The sequence below is a fragment of the Williamsia sp. R60 genome, assembly GCF_054063855.1.
Genome location: NZ_JBSSGR010000002.1, coordinates 615,506 through 629,794 on the forward strand (window position 1 = coordinate 615,506; position 14,289 = coordinate 629,794).

Here is a 14,289-nt window from a genome sequence, read left to right on the forward strand (position 1 = left end):
TGTTCGCGGTTCGACTGCTGACATGGTGGCGCACCACTCCCTTGTCCGGCTCGACAATCACTTCCGTGGAAAGTATTTACTGCAAATTACACCGTGCAAGTTGCACTTGATGGAAGTATGGTCGACACATTGGCTCGAAGCGTCCACGGCGGGGTGGATCGGCGCGCGCCTCATCGGTTTCGACGGGTCGCCACGGGCGGACCGCCTTGTCATGGAGCGAAGAATGACCACTCGGCCGGCTCTTCCCACCCAACGTCCGCGGTCGAGACCTTCTGGTTTCACCTGTGCGCTGGTGCTGGGAGTTTCGGCCACACTCGTTCTCTCCGGGTGTGATTCGTCGTCCGAGGCGTCGTCTGGTTCACCCGCGAAGGCGCCGCCCAATGTCTCGGCCGCACAGATCGATCAGGCAGCGGTGGATGCGGCGACCGATCGGATCGACGGGTTCGTCGACGACATGATGTCCCGTACGGGGCCCCGGGTATCGCGGTGGCGGTCGTCTACAGGGACGAGGTGGTCTATGCCAAGGGCTTTGGCCTGCGCAAGGTGGGCGAACCGGAACCGGTGGACACCAGCACGATGTTTCAGCTCGCCTCGGTCTCGAAGCCGCTGGCATCGAGCGTGATCGCCAAGCTCGCGGGCGATGGCAAGATCTCCTGGGATGAGCCCGTGAAACGGTACGAGCCGAACTTTGTGGTCGCAGACCCGTACGTCACGGAGAACGCCACCTTCACCGACCTGCTCTCGCATCGAACGGGTCTACCCGACCACGGCGGCGACCTCCTCGAAGACCTCGGCTACAACTACGAGGAGATCGTGTCGCGTCTGAATCAGCTTCCCCTCGACCGTTTCCGAGACAATTACGCCTATTCGAATTATGGCTTCACCGTCGCCGGCGTTGCTGCGGCCAAGTCCCAGGGCACGACGTGGGCGGAGCTCTCGGAGCAGACGATCTACGAACCCCTGGGCATGACCGATACGACGTCGAGCACGGACGAATGGCGAAACGCCCCGAATCACGCGTACAACCACGTGCTCGTCGATCCCGCCACCAACACGTGGGAGGCGAAGTACGTCAGCAATCCCGAGGCCCAGTCGCCGGCGGGCGGTGCCAGCTCGTCGGTCGACGACATGGCCGCTTGGATCCGGATGGAACTCGCCGACGGCATGTTCGAAGGCCGCCAGATCGTGGATCCCGACGCGCTGCAGTACACCCATCAGGCCCACGCGTTCTCCCGCCCGGCAACCGAGCCCGGCGCACGAGAGAGCTTCTACGGCACCGGCTTCTCGATCAACACCGACGATCGGGGCAGGGTGCAGGTGGCTCACGCGGGCGCGTTTGCGTTGGGCGCCAGCACCGATGTCGAGCTCTTGCCGAGTGAAGACCTCGGGATAGTGGTGCTCGCCAACACAGCACCCATCGGCGTTTCTGAGACGATCGCCGCCCAGTTCATGGACTATGCGAAGAACGGCAAGCTGACCGTCGACTGGGCGCCGTATGTGTCGGGTCAGTTCAAACAGCTCGTCGAACATGGTCGCTCCGAGACCGATTACACCAGCCCGCCGACCGGTGCCACGCCGCCACAAGCGGCCTCGGTCTACGTGGGCAAGTTCGTCAGCCCGTTTTATGGCGCCGCCGAAGTGGTGAACGAGGGCGGTGATCTCGTGTTGAGGCTGGGTCGAGATCAACAGCTGAGCTATCCGCTCATTCACTACGACGGTGATACCTACTGGTTCGAGACGTCGGGGGAGAACGCAGTCGGGCTGACGAGTATCCAGTTCGCCACGGACAACGGCACGGCTACGTCGTTCACCATCGAGTATCTCGATGCCCAGGGCCTCGGTACCTTCACGAAGGTTCCGGCATGAACCACGAACACGCCACCGAAGATCTCTGCAGCCCTAGCGAAGTCGACCGCCACACAAGGAGAGAGAGCACATGTCATCACCTTCTACATTGATCCGCGTAGGCCGGCGGCACCGGAACCGAAAGGCCGGGGCCGTCGCCGTGATGGTCACAGCGGCTCTTGTCGCCACCGCATGCTCGTCCGATTCGAGTAGTTCGTCGACGTCGACGTCGTCGTCGCCGAGCAGCGCCGCGCCGGGTGGTGCGCTGGTGCCTCTCGACCCTGCCGCGATGGACAAGGTGGTCGACGAGATGGCGACCGAGTTCCGCGAGATCGGCATGATGGTGTTGGTCCGGACGCCCGAGGGCGACTACACGAAGTCGTGGGGCACCCTCGGAATCGGCTCCAGCGAAGCTCCGACCCCAGATACCAAGGTGCGTATCGGTTCGAACACCAAGACGTGGACAGGCACGGCCATCATGCAGATGGTCCAAGAGGGCAAGATCTCCGTGGACGACCCGGTTAGCAAATACCGACCTGACGTCCCGAACGGGCAGAACATCACAATCGGCCAGCTACTGGACATGCGCAGCGGACTCTACAACTACACGGCCACGCTGGAGCTCAACACAGCACTCGACACCGAGACCCAAAAGGTCTGGACGCCTGAGGAATTGCTCAAACTCGCGTTCGCCAATCCACCGTTGGCCCCTCCGGGTACGGAGTACAACTACTCCAACACCAACACGGTGTTGCTGGGCCTTATTGCCGAGGAACTCGACGGCAAGCCCCTTGCCCAGATCTTCCAGGATCGCTTCTTCTCCAAACTCGGAATGACCGGCACGTCGTTCCCGGCCAACACCGACACCTCCATTCCGGCGACCTACGTCAACGGTTACTCCTACAGCGGCAACGTCGAGACGTTGGGTGAAGGCAAGGAGTCGTTGTCGCCGGAGAGGCTGGCGGCGATCGAGGCGGGTACGGTCACACCGCGGACGACAACCAACGACAACCCGTCGTGGACATGGGCTGCAGGACAGGGTATTTCGACCGCCAACGACCTGGCCACCTGGGTCAAGGCGATTGGCAAGGGTGATCTGCTCGACGAGAAGACCCAGAAGCTGCGGATGGACAGCGTGCAACCGTCTGATCCCGAGGACCCATCGGGGAGTAGCTATGGCTACGGAATCGCCAAGATGGGACCGATGTACGGACACATCGGCGAGATGCCCGGCTACAACTCCTTCATGGGCTACGACCCGGTGAACGACGTCACCATAGTGGTATGGGGCAATCTTGCTCCGACCGCAGAAGGTATTCCGCCTGCGGCGATGGTTGCCAAGTCCCTGGTTCCCCTGATCTACGCGGGCCCGGCCACCGACACCGGCGAAGACATCGACGATGCGGCGGAGGACACAAGCGGCGGCTAGCGGCCGGCGGTCGCGGCGGCTCGCAACAGCGTCTCGGTAGGATTGGCTCTCGCGGCCGTATCGAAACACGACGCTCCGCGGGAAGGAGATAAGTGGCCCAGGGCGACCTCAACACGACGTCGTATGTGATCTTGGGTCTACTGACGGCCAAGGACAGATCGGCCTACGAAATCGCCGAGCAGGTCGGACGAGGGGTCTCCGCACTGTGGCCGCGAGCAGACAGGCAGCGCTACAACGCACCGAAGCGACTCCTCGAACGCGGCCTGGTCACTGCGCGTACCGAACCGGCGGGCAAGCGCCGCAATCGGACGATCTACTCGATCACGCCACAGGGACGTGCTGCGCTCACCGAGTGGCTGGCCACCCAGTCACAGCCGCCCGCGTTGGTGTTCGAGGGAATGATCCGCGTGTGCTTCGCAGAACAAGGGTCGATCGAGGATCTGCGGGCGAACCTGCGCAACATGCGTGATCAGGCCGAGGCGGCCCGAAACCTGTTCATCTCCAACGCCGAACGGATGTTGGAACCGGATCGGGGTTCACATCCCGAACGCCGCCATCTGCTGACCTTGGCCAACCGCTACATGGTCGGGCACTACGCCCACATCATCGAGTGGTCGGAGTGGGCATTGTCCGAGACCGATTCATGGCCCGACACCGTCAGTCCGGCCGATACATCTCGCGGCCGTACCGAGGAGATCCTCAAAGCCGTGGTGCGTGAGGGCAGGGAAGAGTGAATTCCACCTGTGCTCAAGTCCCGCAGAACGTCTGAAAGTTCTCGCTGAACACCAGCGGGGCTGGCCCGCTGTATTCGGACCACTCGTCGCGTCGCTGGAACGGATGCGTGACAACGTCGAGCAACGTCTGGAAGGGGCCGAGATCGCCCTCCGTGGCGGCGCGCAATGCGGCGTCGAGATGGTGATTACGCGGAATGTAGATCGGGTTCACGCGGTCCATCGCATCCGCGGCTTCCGGCAGCGCCACTCCCGCGTCCGCCAGAGCGCCGCGCCATCGTTGCAACCACGAGGCGGTGCGCTCACGAGACAATAGATCGTCCAGAGCAGTCGAGTCGCCGCGGAGTTCGTCGGCGAGGGCGCGGAAGGTGCTCGTCCAATCGACGCCGTGGTCGGCCAGCAGAGCGAGGAGTTCGTCGATCAATTCTGGCTCGACCACCGTCCCGGCCAAGCCGAGTTTCGCCGCCATGCCCGCCGAGTAGTGACTCGCGTAGCGCGCATCAAAAGTGTTCAGTACGTCGGTCACCGCGGCAATGGCGTCGTCGGGTTCAGAGGCGATCAGTGTCAGCAGGGCTTCTGCGAGGCGAGCCAGGTTCCATTTCAACACGGCGGGTTGGTTGCCGAACGCGTACCGGCCGCCGCGGTCGATGGAGCTGAAGACCGCGTTCGGATCGAATGCGTCGAGGAAGGCGCAGGGGCCGTAGTCGATGGTTTCGCCCGAGATCGTCGTGTTGTCCGTGTTCATCACGCCGTGCACAAAGCCGGCGAGCATCCACTGCGCAACCAGTGAGGCCTGCGCATCCACCACCGCATGGAAGAAGGCCAGGTATCGGCTGTCTGGACCGTGCGCGGGCAGATCGGCGACTGCCGGGTAATGGCGGGCGATCGCGTAGTCGGCGAGGGGCTGCAGGATCTCGCCCTGTCGAACCGCGAACTCGAAGGTGCCCACTCGCAGGTGGCTGGACGCAACCCGCGCGAGCACGGCTCCCGGCTCGAGACCGTTTCGGCGAACGGCTTGTCCGGTGGCAACCACCGACAGCGATCGGGTCGTGGGGATTCCGAGGGCGTGCATGGCCTCGCTGACGAGGTATTCGCGCAGCATCGGCCCGACGACCGCGAAGCCGTCGCCGCCGCGGGAGAACGGGGTACGTCCTGAACCCTTGAGGTGCAGGTCGATACGGCGGCCGTCATCGGTCTTCAGTTCGCCGAGGAGCAGAGCTCGACCGTCGCCGAGCAGCGGCGTGTATCCCCCGAATTGGTGGCCGGCGTACGCCATCGCCACGGGCTTTGCCCCGGGAGGCGGTGTTGTCCCGGACAGAACGGCGGCTCCCTCGGCGCTGCGCAGCGTTTCGACATCGAGGTGCAAGGACTCCACGAGTTGTTCGTTCAGCACGAGCAAGGTGGGGTCAGGGGAGGGAGCACCCTGCCATGGAACGGTGAGTGCGGTCAGCTCGTCGGCGAAAGTGCTCTCGAGGCCGGCTATCGCGGCCTTCGTGTCCACTGGTGGTTGCGGTGTTTCAACCATCAGTCGAGGGTAGCGATCGACAGTGGTGGGACGTTGTTTGCTTCTTGTTGGACGCCGACATCAGAACAGGCCTACGACGCGAGCGATGAGACCGATGGCGATGAGGAGCACGATGAACGAGATCACGCCGATGGCGATGATCGGCCCGGTGCGGCCACGCTGAGGCGGTTCATGATTCGGGCCACCAACACCCGTCTCGGCCGGCGGGGTGTCACCGGGGGTGACGCTGCCCCCGGCTTCGAGTCCCGCGGTGTTGTTCGGTTCGGGGTTCTGTGGTTCGTTCTTGGAGTTGTCAGGAGCGTCAGCAGGCATGTGAGCTGAGTACCCCAATTGACGATTGTGAACCAGCGGGGTGCACCACTACTGGCTTCGAGCGCTCTATTTGCCCCGGTATTTCTGTTCGTACGCTTCGTAGAGATGGGCGTCGCGCTTCCGGGCGATCGCGTTGACGAGATCGGGATCCAACCCGTGCTGGGCCAGACGATGACGTCGGTACACGCGGTTCAGGGCGATCGCAAACATGACATAGGGCAAGAAGATGGGGACCGTCATGTTCAGGCGGACGTAGATCGACGCGTGCACGAAGAACATCGGGGCGAGCAGGAGGATGCAGGGTATCGCCCAGCGAACGATCATCCGCCGGGTGGCGCCGGGGCCCGCTTGGTCGTTGGCGACCCACGCACTCATGCTGTCGGGCAATTTGGCTCCGTAGCAGTACTTCACGTACTGGAAGAAGGCCGGTCGGTCTGCCTCGGATGTCACGCTCGCTCCACTTCTACGGTCTCCGGTGTCCCCAGGTGGGACGGCGCCGGCCTGTGAGTTCGATCCGCTGAACCGGACTCGCCACTGGTGCGCACCGAAATACATCGTGCACTATCTAATAGGACGCTACGCCGGTGGTGGGGCGGGATCCAGTCATGATGACAGAGGTCACAACGCCGATGGCCAGTGAATAAGACGCGATTGAATCGCGTGCTATGCAGTAGATTGGGTGTCAATCCGGTCATCAGCGCCGCTGGAAGCGGTGCTGCCTGTTCGATCGAGGAAGAGTTTCGTGAGCACAATTTCGAGGCAAGAAGAAGGCCGTGTTGATCCCCTGGCTCTCGAACGGCAGGTCTGCTTTGCGCTGGCCGTCGCCAACCGCTCGGTGCTGGCTGTCTACCGGCCGTTGCTCGAACCGCTCAACCTGACCCACCCGCAATACCTCGTGATGCTCGCGCTGTGGGAGCAATCGCCGCGCTCGGTCAAAGAGATCGGCAATGCCCTGCAGCTCGACTCGGCGACGCTCTCGCCGCTCCTGAAAAGGCTGGAGACAACCGGGTACCTGACCCGCCGCCGCGATCCGGCAGACGAGCGATTGGCCGTCATCGACCTCACCGCACAAGGTCTCCGAGTCCGCGAGAAAGCACTTCTCATTCCCGATGCGGTCGTCGAGGCTCTCGGCGTCGACCTGGACACGCTCGAGCGGCTGCATTCGGTTCTGACGACAGTGAACGCCGCCGCACGGCGCTGAGTTGATCAGGGGCTTCACGGCGACCGCTCGTGGCTGCCGGCACTCAACGAATCAAGCGCTCGCGGTTGGCAGTTCACTGAACATTCACGCATTGTACGTCTGACGTTCGTCGCCACATCGGGATCTTCTGTCCATGTCACGAATTCGCCGCTCGCGGTACAGACTTGAGGTATGACACCGCGTATCGCGCCAGCCGATCATGCGCGTTTGCTCGAGTTCGCAGAGCGGTGGTACCCGTTCGGGGGAGGCTCGGCCGAGGACATCTTTGTCGAGTTCGGGCTCACCGTGGATGCTTACTTCGAACGGTTGTCCGATGCGCTCGACGCCGATGTCGGTGGTTTGTCCCCCGAGGTGCACGAGGCTCTTCAAAGGATTTGCAATCAGCGACTGCATAGCGCTTAGGATCTACGACCATGCCGTCAGTGTCCGATAGCGTCAGTCCCAGCGAAGAGCAAGCGCGGTACTTCGCAGACCAGCTCGAGCGGTGGGCTGATCAACTCGAGGCCGAGCTGTCGGGCCGGGCGGCGGTGCCGGTGGCCGTGCAGCACGCCAAGCGCCGCGAGTTGTACGACGTCCAGCGCCAGATCAAAGCTCTGCGAGATCGATTCCCGAATGCCTTCGAACCCAGGCGGCGCTAGCTGCGATTGCTGGTCAGCCGAGGGCTGGGCGACCCGGCAGGCGGCGAGGGGTCGTGCATCCGGTCGACCTGCTCCAGACTGATCCCTGTCGTCTCGACTCGGAACCTCCAGGTGATCAGGGCGCCGAGTAGCGATGTGCCCGCCAGGATCAGGACGATGGCGGCCGTGCCCCATTCTTCGAGAAGGATCGGGAAGAGGAAGGCTGTGAGGACGGCGCCCACCTTTGCCACCGAGGCCGCCATGCCTGCACCGGTACCCCGCAGGTGGGTGGGGAACACCTCGCCTGCCAACAGGTATGTCATCGAGTTCGGGCCGAGATTGGTCATCAGGTTGAACAACATGAAGCCGGCAAAGACCAGGACGATCTGCAGGGTTCCCGTCATGACCGTCGACAGGGCCGCGATGACGAGACCGACTGCGCAGCCGAGGAACCCGAAGACCTGCAGTCGGATTCGGCCGAACCTGTCCACGAGGACGACAGCGAGGACGATGCCGATCAGCAGGAAGGCGTCGATCATCACGGCGCCTTCGGTGCCCTGGAGGTCGTTGTCGACGACGGCGGTGACGGTCGACTCGTTCGCGGCGGCTGTGCCCACAGTCGCCGCGATGACGGTGGGTGTGAAGATGCCGATGCCGTAGGTGCCGAGGTCTTGGAGAAACCAGGGAACACTCGCGAGAATGGTCGACCGGCGCCATGGTGCGCGAAGCAACATTCCGACGCCGGAGCCGGAGGATGCCGCGGTGGCCGGATCGCTGCGGTTCAACGTCACCGTGGCGGGATACACCGGCTCCCGGGCAAGCAGGCGCTGGAGCTCGGCTTCGGCCTCGTCGACTCGACCGATGTGGAGCAGCCAGTGGGGGCTCTGCACGATGAACACGCGCCCGACCATCACCAGCAGCGATGGGATGACCACGACGGCGAACATCCACCGCCAGTCGGAGAGCTCGTCTCGATTGCCGAGGATGAGCACGCCGACCAGAGTGCCCGCCAGCGCTCCGACGGCTTGGAAACCGAACGCCGCCAACACCCCTCGGCCGCGCACGCTGGTCGGCATCGTCTCCGAGATCATGGTGTGGGCGGTGGGGTAGTCGCAGCCCAGTGCCAGCCCCATGCCGATCAGGCACACGACGAGGCTGCCGTACCCCGGGCTGACGGTGACGCCCACGAGGAAAACCGTGAACAGCGCCATCTCGGCGAGGAACATCTGGCGGCGGCCCCATCGGTCGGACAGACCGCCGAGGGCGCTCGCGCCGATCATGATGCCGAGCAGTGGTGCGGCCGTTGTCAATCCGGCCTGGGCGGAGGTGAGGTCGAACTCGGCGGTGATCAGCGGCAGCGCCACCCCGACCATGAAGACGATCATTCCCTCGAAGAACTTGCCTGCCGACGCCAACAGCCAGATGCGCTTCTGCATCGAGGTCATCGCCCCGGCGGTGGCCGGCGTGCCGTCGCGCCAGGCCGGCACCTCGTCGATGTACTGCTGCACCGTTGTCGGGCGGCCGTCCCGATCAGTCGCTGTCATCGGCTCTCGCCACCGCCCGCCCCTGTACTCGGCTACCCAGACGGGGGCACCCTACAACGTCACGGTGAACCCGGGTTGTCCTGCACAAGAACGTAATCGGCAGCGACCGCCGCTTGTCGCGCTACTGGTTGTATCCGCTGACCGGCTGCTTCAGTGCTTCGAACACCTCTGGATGCAGACCACGTTTGATGTCACCGAGTACCTCAGACCGGGTGTTGGCGTTGGAGCGGGCCCACTCGACCGCGGCGGTCAGCACGTCGGCCTCTTCCGCGACCTCGTCGACAAGCCCCAACCGAAGTGCCTCTTCTCCGCCGTATCGCCGGCCTGTCATCAGTGCTTCATGTCCGGCACGTGCAGGCAGACGCGCAGCGGTCAGCGCCAGCACCCCGGGTGCATAGGCTGCACCCAGGGTGATGCCGGGGAAGCAGAGATAACCGCGGTCGGCCCGCATCACCGAGTGGTCGTGGGCGATGGCGAGGAACGCACCTGCGCCGAAAGCGTGACCTTGCATCGCCGCCACCGTCGGCATCGGAAACGCCAGGAGGCGCGCGAGCAGAGCCTGGATTTCACTCAGGCACCAGTCGATCTGGCCCGGATTTTGCGCGCCCCAGCTCAAATCTGCGCCGGTGGAGTAGTACTTGCCGTGGCCGGTTGTGACCAGGGCGCGCGGCCCGACCTCGGCTTCCACCTCGTCGAGCAGAGCATGAGCGGTCTTGAGCCAGTCCGGATTGAAACGGTTCTGAGGATCGGGGGAGTCGTGCCCGCCGAGATGCAGAACCGACACCTCGCCGTCTTTGTCCAAGTAGGGCACTGTTCCTCAGCCCTGTGAGAACTTCGCCGGAAGTGGCCGGGCGGTCGGCTTGGCCAGACTGAACTGCATGATGTCGATGTACCCCTTACGGAAGTAATCGGCACAACCGGTCAGGTACTTCACGTAGGTGTTGTAGGTGTCCTCCGAGGCGACCTCGATCGCCTCGTCGCGCCGCTTCTGCAACGCCTCCGCCCAGCAATCGAGCGTGCGCGCGTAGTGCAACTGCAGCGGATGGACGCGCTCGACGGTGAAGCCGGCTCGATTCGCGCCGTCCACCACCCACTGTGGTTCGGGCAGTTGGCCACCGGGGAAAATCTCGTACTGGATGAACTTCCCGAACTCCATGATCTCCCGGTTGATCGGCAGGCCCTTGTCCCGGATCTGGTGACGGTTGAAGCCGACGATGGTGTGCAACAGCATCCTGCCGTCGTCGGGCAGGAGCGTGTTGCAACGGTCGAAGAATGCGTCATAGCGTTCACGCCGGAAGTGCTCGAATGCGCCGATCGACACGATCCGGTCGACCGGCTGGTCAAAATCCTCCCAGCCCTGCAATCGCACCTCTGCACTGCGATGGGTGGCAGACCGGTTCTCCAGCAATTCGCTGGCATAACGGTGCTGATTGCGGCTGAGGGTGAGTCCGATGACGTTCACGTCGTACTTCTCTACTGCGTGGAGCAGGGTCGATCCCCACCCGCAGCCGACGTCGAGCAGTGTCATACCCGGCTCCAGGTCGCATTTGCCCAGTGCCAGATCGATTTTGGCGATCTCTGCTTCCTCGAGTGTCATGTCGTCGCGCTCGAAATACGCGCAGCTGTATGTGCGGGTGGGGTCGAGGAACAACGCGAAGAACTCGTCGGACAAGTCGTAGTGGGACTGCACGTCATCGTAGAACGGCGTCAATTCGGTCATCGAAGGCATTCCTTCCATGCCTGCGGCCGATGCCGCCCACACGGGTTTGGTTTGGTCTCGATTCACCAGCGCGGGGCGCAAACATCGGCACAGACAGATTCCGGTGTCTGGCGGCGACCCGCGTTCTTGGAGCCGGTGTGACGGCAGTCACTTTGCCATAGAACGCAACGATTTTCCATTCGTGGAATGCGCGCGTCCGATACCACCTGGAAAGAGCAAAGGACGGATCGTGGGAGACCTCAGGTCTCCCACGATCCGTCCATGTCAAAAAGGTTGCTGTTCAGACGATTTGGTCCGTCAGCGCTGCGGGCACGTCACTTCTGGGCAGACTCCAGGGCCTCGTTGAAGGTCTTGCTCGGCCGCATGACGGCGGTCGCGAGTTCGGGGTCGGGCGCGTAGTACCCGCCGATGTCCGCGGGTTGCCCCTGGGCCTCGTTGAACTCCTTGACGATGGTGTCTTCGTTCTCGGCCAGCGACTTGGCCAGCGGTGCGAAGTACTTGCGCAGTTCCTCGTCCTCGGTCTGGTCGGCCAGCTCCTGCGCCCAGTACATCGCGAGATAGAACTGGCTGCCCCGGTTGTCGAGTTCGCCGGTGTTGCGCGAGGGCCCCTTGCTGTTCTCCAGCAGCTTTCCGGTTGCGGCATCGAGTGTTTTCGCCAAGATGGTCGCCCGCTTGTCGCCGGTCTTGGTGCCGAGGTCCTCCAGGCTGACGGCGAGCGCCAGGTACTCGCCGAGCGAATCCCACCGTAGATGGTTCTCTTCGAGCAGCTGCTTGACGTGCTTGGGTGCCGAGCCGCCGGCGCCCGTTTCGTACAGTCCGCCGCCTGCCATCAACGGCACGATCGAGAGCATCTTGGCGCTCGTACCCAGCTCGAGGATCGGGAACAGGTCGGTGAGGTAGTCGCGCAGGATGTTGCCGGTCGCGGAGATGGTGTCGAGACCGCGCACGAGTCGTTCCATCGTGTACCGGATGGCCCGCACCTGCGACATGATCTGGATGTCGAGTCCCTCGGTGTCGTGGTCGGCGAGGTACGTCTTCACCTTCGTGATCAGTTCGTTCTCGTGCGGACGGTAGGGATCGAGCCAGAACACCACGGGCATCCCCGACTCACGCGCACGCCGCACGGCCAGCGCCACCCAGTCGCGGATCGGCGCATCCTTGACGATGCAGAGGCGCCAGATGTCGCCTTCTTCCACGTTCTGGGTCAAGAGCACCTCGCCCGTGGCGAGGTCAGTGATATTGGCGACGCCGCCTTCGGGAACCTCGAAGGTCTTGTCGTGTGAACCGTATTCCTCGGCCTTCTGCGCCATCAGGCCGACATTGGGGACGGTGCCCATCGTCGCCGGGTCGAAGGCGCCGTTGGTCTTACAGAAGTTCACCATCTCCTGGTAGATGCGGGAGAAGGTGGACTCAGGGTTCACGGCCTTGGTGTCCTTGGGGCGGCCATCGGCGCCGTACATCTTGCCGCCGGCCCGGATCATCGCCGGCATGGAGGCATCGACGATCACGTCGCTCGGCGAATGGAAGTTCGAGATGCCGCGGGCGGAATCGACCATCGCTAGCTCGGGACGGTGCTCGTGGCACTTGTGGAGGTCGTCGATGATCTCTTCTTTTTTCGACGCCGGGAGTGACTCGATCTTGTCGTATAGATCGGACAAGCCGTTGTTGACATTGACACCCAGCTCATCGAACAGCTCGCCGTGCTTGGCGAACGCGTCCTTGTAGAAAACCCGCACCGCGTGCCCGAAGACGATGGGATGCGACACCCGCATCATGGTGGCCTTGACGTGGAGCGAGAACATGACGCCCGTCTTGTAGGCGTCTTCCATTTGCTCTTCGTAGAACTGGATCAGGGCCTTCTTGCTCATGAACATGCTGTCGATCACGTCGCCGGCATTGAGCGTCACCTTGGGCTTGAGCACAAGCGTCTGGCCGCTCTCGGTCAGCAGTTCCATCTTGACCTCGCGGTCGCTGTCCACGGTCATCGACTTCTCGCCGTGGTAGAAATCGCCCTCGCGCATGTGTGCCACGTGGGTGCGTGACGCCATCGACCACTCGCCCATGCTGTGGGGGTGTTTGCGCGCGTACTCTTTCACTGCCTTGGGTGCGCGCCGGTCCGAATTGCCTTCGCGCAGGACGGGATTGACCGCACTGCCGAGGCACTTGACGTAGCGGTCGTAGATCTCTTTTTCTTCGTCCGTCTTCGGGTTGCCCGGGTAGTCGGGGAGTTTGTACCCCTTGGACTTGAGCTCCTTGATCGCGGCGAGCAACTGCGGCACCGAGGCACTGATGTTGGGCAGCTTGATGATGTTGGTGTCGGGCAGTTGGGTGAGCCGGCCCAGCTCGCCCAGGTTGTCCGGGATGCGCTGATCTTCGGGCAGGTAATCGGGGAACTCGGCGAGGATGCGGCTCGCCACGGAGATGTCGGTTGATTCGACGTTGATGTCAGCCGCACCGGCGAAAGCACGGACCACCGGCAGGAATGCGTGGGTCGCAAGCATCGGCGCCTCGTCCGTCAGTGTGTAGATGATGGTGGGCTGCTTAGCGTTCATAATTTGCTTCGTCTCCGGTTTCCGTAGCGTTTTCAAGAGGGGTTTTGCCCCTAGTTACCAGTATCACGGCGAATGGGACATCGTGCGAGCAAAGGGGTGGGTGGGTGCTGACCGCCCGCAAACCGGTGTGTGAACATCGGACAATCGCGGACCGTTTCTGACCGCAATCGGTCATAACGTCATGGGCGTTCAGTTCCTCCCAGAAAGGACCACACCATGGCCGGCACATACACCTCCGTCACCCTCAGCGTCCCCGTCACCGACGAGAAAGCCGACATCCTGACGCTTCTCGCCGATCAGCGAGCGCTGCTGAAGGTCACCGCACGCGGCCTCACCGACGCTCAGTCCCGCACGCGGTCGACGGTCAGTGGACTCACCATCGGCGGCTTGATCAAGCACCTCGCCCGTGGCGAGCGAGAACATGCCGCGACCATCCGCGAGCGCGACGAGAACGCCGAGTTCGACATGGACGCGGCTGTGGACGCGTACGCCCTCAATGAGGGCGAGACACTCTCGGATTGGCTGGACGAGTACGACCGGGCCGCCGCGGACTACGACCGTGTGATCGCGGAGGTGGAGAGTCTTGACGACCTGATCCCTCAGCCGACCGCACCCTGGCAGCCCGAGCGGGAGTGGTGGTCGGTCCGCAAGATGGCGCTGCATCTGCTCCGTGAGACCGCGCATCACTGCGGCCATGCCGACATCATCCGCGAGGCGCTCGACGGTCAGAGCACCATGGCGGCCATCTCCGGGGACATGGATTGGAGTGACGGCCTCGGCGAGTGACCGCGACCGGCTTGCGGGTCTGTTGTC

14 protein-coding genes are annotated in these 14,289 nt (G+C 63.3%); 7 read left to right on the forward strand and 7 right to left on the reverse strand.

The window, feature by feature from the left end:
- Positions 1-486 precede the first annotated feature (486 nt).
- The 3 genes from ACVWY6_RS09775 (at position 487) to ACVWY6_RS09785 (ending at position 4,008) form a co-directional block, all read left to right on the forward strand.
- Positions 487-1,866, forward strand: a complete 1,380-nt coding sequence (locus ACVWY6_RS09775) for a serine hydrolase (protein ID WP_457537663.1) — start codon at positions 487-489, stop codon at positions 1,864-1,866.
- A 70-nt stretch (positions 1,867-1,936) separates the two neighbouring features.
- Complete coding sequence (locus ACVWY6_RS09780; protein WP_457537665.1) at positions 1,937-3,274, forward strand: serine hydrolase domain-containing protein; 1,338 nt, start codon at positions 1,937-1,939, stop codon at positions 3,272-3,274.
- 92 nt (positions 3,275-3,366) lie between these two features.
- Positions 3,367-4,008 carry a PadR family transcriptional regulator gene (locus ACVWY6_RS09785; protein ID WP_023957196.1) on the forward strand — a complete coding sequence of 214 codons (642 nt, stop codon included), beginning with the start codon at positions 3,367-3,369 and terminating at the stop codon, positions 4,006-4,008.
- Between the two features lie 13 nt (positions 4,009-4,021).
- Here the strand turns inward: ACVWY6_RS09785 and ACVWY6_RS09790 are convergent, their stop codons facing one another.
- The 3 genes from ACVWY6_RS09790 to ACVWY6_RS09800 form a co-directional block, all read right to left on the reverse strand.
- The gene (locus tag ACVWY6_RS09790; RefSeq protein WP_457537667.1) at positions 4,022-5,530 is read right to left on the reverse strand and encodes a protein adenylyltransferase SelO; all 1,509 of its coding nucleotides are present in this window, start codon (positions 5,528-5,530) and stop codon (positions 4,022-4,024) included.
- A gap of 60 nt (positions 5,531-5,590) precedes the next feature.
- Positions 5,591-5,842: a DUF6480 family protein gene (locus ACVWY6_RS09795; protein ID WP_457537669.1), complete on the reverse strand. Its 252-nt coding sequence runs from the start codon at positions 5,840-5,842 to the stop codon at positions 5,591-5,593.
- 66 nt (positions 5,843-5,908) lie between these two features.
- Positions 5,909-6,292: a DUF5313 domain-containing protein gene (locus ACVWY6_RS09800; RefSeq protein WP_457537671.1), complete on the reverse strand. Its 384-nt coding sequence runs from the start codon at positions 6,290-6,292 to the stop codon at positions 5,909-5,911.
- Between the two features lie 292 nt (positions 6,293-6,584).
- On the opposite strand from ACVWY6_RS09800, the gene ACVWY6_RS09805 reads away from it, so the two are divergent.
- From ACVWY6_RS09805 to ACVWY6_RS09815, 3 genes are all read left to right on the forward strand, one after another.
- Positions 6,585-7,043, forward strand: coding sequence for a MarR family winged helix-turn-helix transcriptional regulator (locus tag ACVWY6_RS09805; RefSeq protein WP_457537673.1), 459 nt, complete (start codon positions 6,585-6,587; stop codon positions 7,041-7,043).
- Between the two features lie 171 nt (positions 7,044-7,214).
- Positions 7,215-7,445: a hypothetical protein gene (locus ACVWY6_RS09810; RefSeq protein ID WP_023957186.1), complete on the forward strand. Its 231-nt coding sequence runs from the start codon at positions 7,215-7,217 to the stop codon at positions 7,443-7,445.
- Between the two features lie 20 nt (positions 7,446-7,465).
- A complete protein-coding gene (locus ACVWY6_RS09815; RefSeq protein ID WP_023957184.1) occupies positions 7,466-7,681 on the forward strand; it encodes a hypothetical protein in 216 nt (71 codons plus the stop codon).
- Here the strand turns inward: ACVWY6_RS09815 and ACVWY6_RS09820 are convergent.
- The 4 genes from ACVWY6_RS09820 to ACVWY6_RS09835 form a co-directional block, all read right to left on the reverse strand.
- Positions 7,678-9,204 (reverse strand): MFS transporter, encoded by a 1,527-nt coding sequence (locus ACVWY6_RS09820; protein WP_457537674.1) that lies wholly within the window; start codon positions 9,202-9,204, stop codon positions 7,678-7,680. The genes ACVWY6_RS09815 and ACVWY6_RS09820 overlap by 4 nt on opposite strands.
- Before the next feature lie 121 nt (positions 9,205-9,325).
- Positions 9,326-10,015 carry an enoyl-CoA hydratase/isomerase family protein gene (locus tag ACVWY6_RS09825; protein ID WP_023957180.1) on the reverse strand — a complete coding sequence of 230 codons (690 nt, stop codon included), beginning with the start codon at positions 10,013-10,015 and terminating at the stop codon, positions 9,326-9,328.
- A 6-nt stretch (positions 10,016-10,021) separates the two neighbouring features.
- The gene (locus ACVWY6_RS09830) at positions 10,022-10,924 is read right to left on the reverse strand and encodes a cyclopropane mycolic acid synthase family methyltransferase (protein ID WP_457537676.1); all 903 of its coding nucleotides are present in this window, start codon (positions 10,922-10,924) and stop codon (positions 10,022-10,024) included.
- Positions 10,925-11,238: 314 nt separating this feature from the next.
- Positions 11,239-13,476 carry an NADP-dependent isocitrate dehydrogenase gene (locus tag ACVWY6_RS09835; RefSeq protein ID WP_457537678.1) on the reverse strand — a complete coding sequence of 746 codons (2,238 nt, stop codon included), beginning with the start codon at positions 13,474-13,476 and terminating at the stop codon, positions 11,239-11,241.
- Positions 13,477-13,692: 216 nt separating this feature from the next.
- On the opposite strand from ACVWY6_RS09835, the gene ACVWY6_RS09840 reads away from it, so the two are divergent.
- A complete protein-coding gene (locus ACVWY6_RS09840) occupies positions 13,693-14,262 on the forward strand; it encodes a DinB family protein (protein ID WP_457537680.1) in 570 nt (189 codons plus the stop codon).
- Positions 14,263-14,289: the final 27 nt, after the last annotated feature.

Excerpts from the sequence above, each read along its gene's own strand:
- ACVWY6_RS09780 (WP_457537665.1), top strand. The coding sequence starts at position 1,937 with ATGTCATCACCTTCTACATTGATCCGCGTAGGCCGGCGGCACCGGAAC.
- ACVWY6_RS09790 (WP_457537667.1), bottom strand. The coding sequence starts at position 5,530 with ATGGTTGAAACACCGCAACCACCAGTGGACACGAAGGCCGCGATAGCC.
- ACVWY6_RS09795 (WP_457537669.1), bottom strand. The coding sequence starts at position 5,842 with ATGCCTGCTGACGCTCCTGACAACTCCAAGAACGAACCACAGAACCCC.
- ACVWY6_RS09810 (WP_023957186.1), top strand. The coding sequence starts at position 7,215 with ATGACACCGCGTATCGCGCCAGCCGATCATGCGCGTTTGCTCGAGTTC.
- ACVWY6_RS09820 (WP_457537674.1), bottom strand. The coding sequence starts at position 9,204 with ATGACAGCGACTGATCGGGACGGCCGCCCGACAACGGTGCAGCAGTAC.
- ACVWY6_RS09830 (WP_457537676.1), bottom strand. The coding sequence starts at position 10,924 with ATGACCGAATTGACGCCGTTCTACGATGACGTGCAGTCCCACTACGAC.
- ACVWY6_RS09835 (WP_457537678.1), bottom strand. The coding sequence starts at position 13,476 with ATGAACGCTAAGCAGCCCACCATCATCTACACACTGACGGACGAGGCG.
- ACVWY6_RS09840 (WP_457537680.1), top strand. The coding sequence starts at position 13,693 with ATGGCCGGCACATACACCTCCGTCACCCTCAGCGTCCCCGTCACCGAC.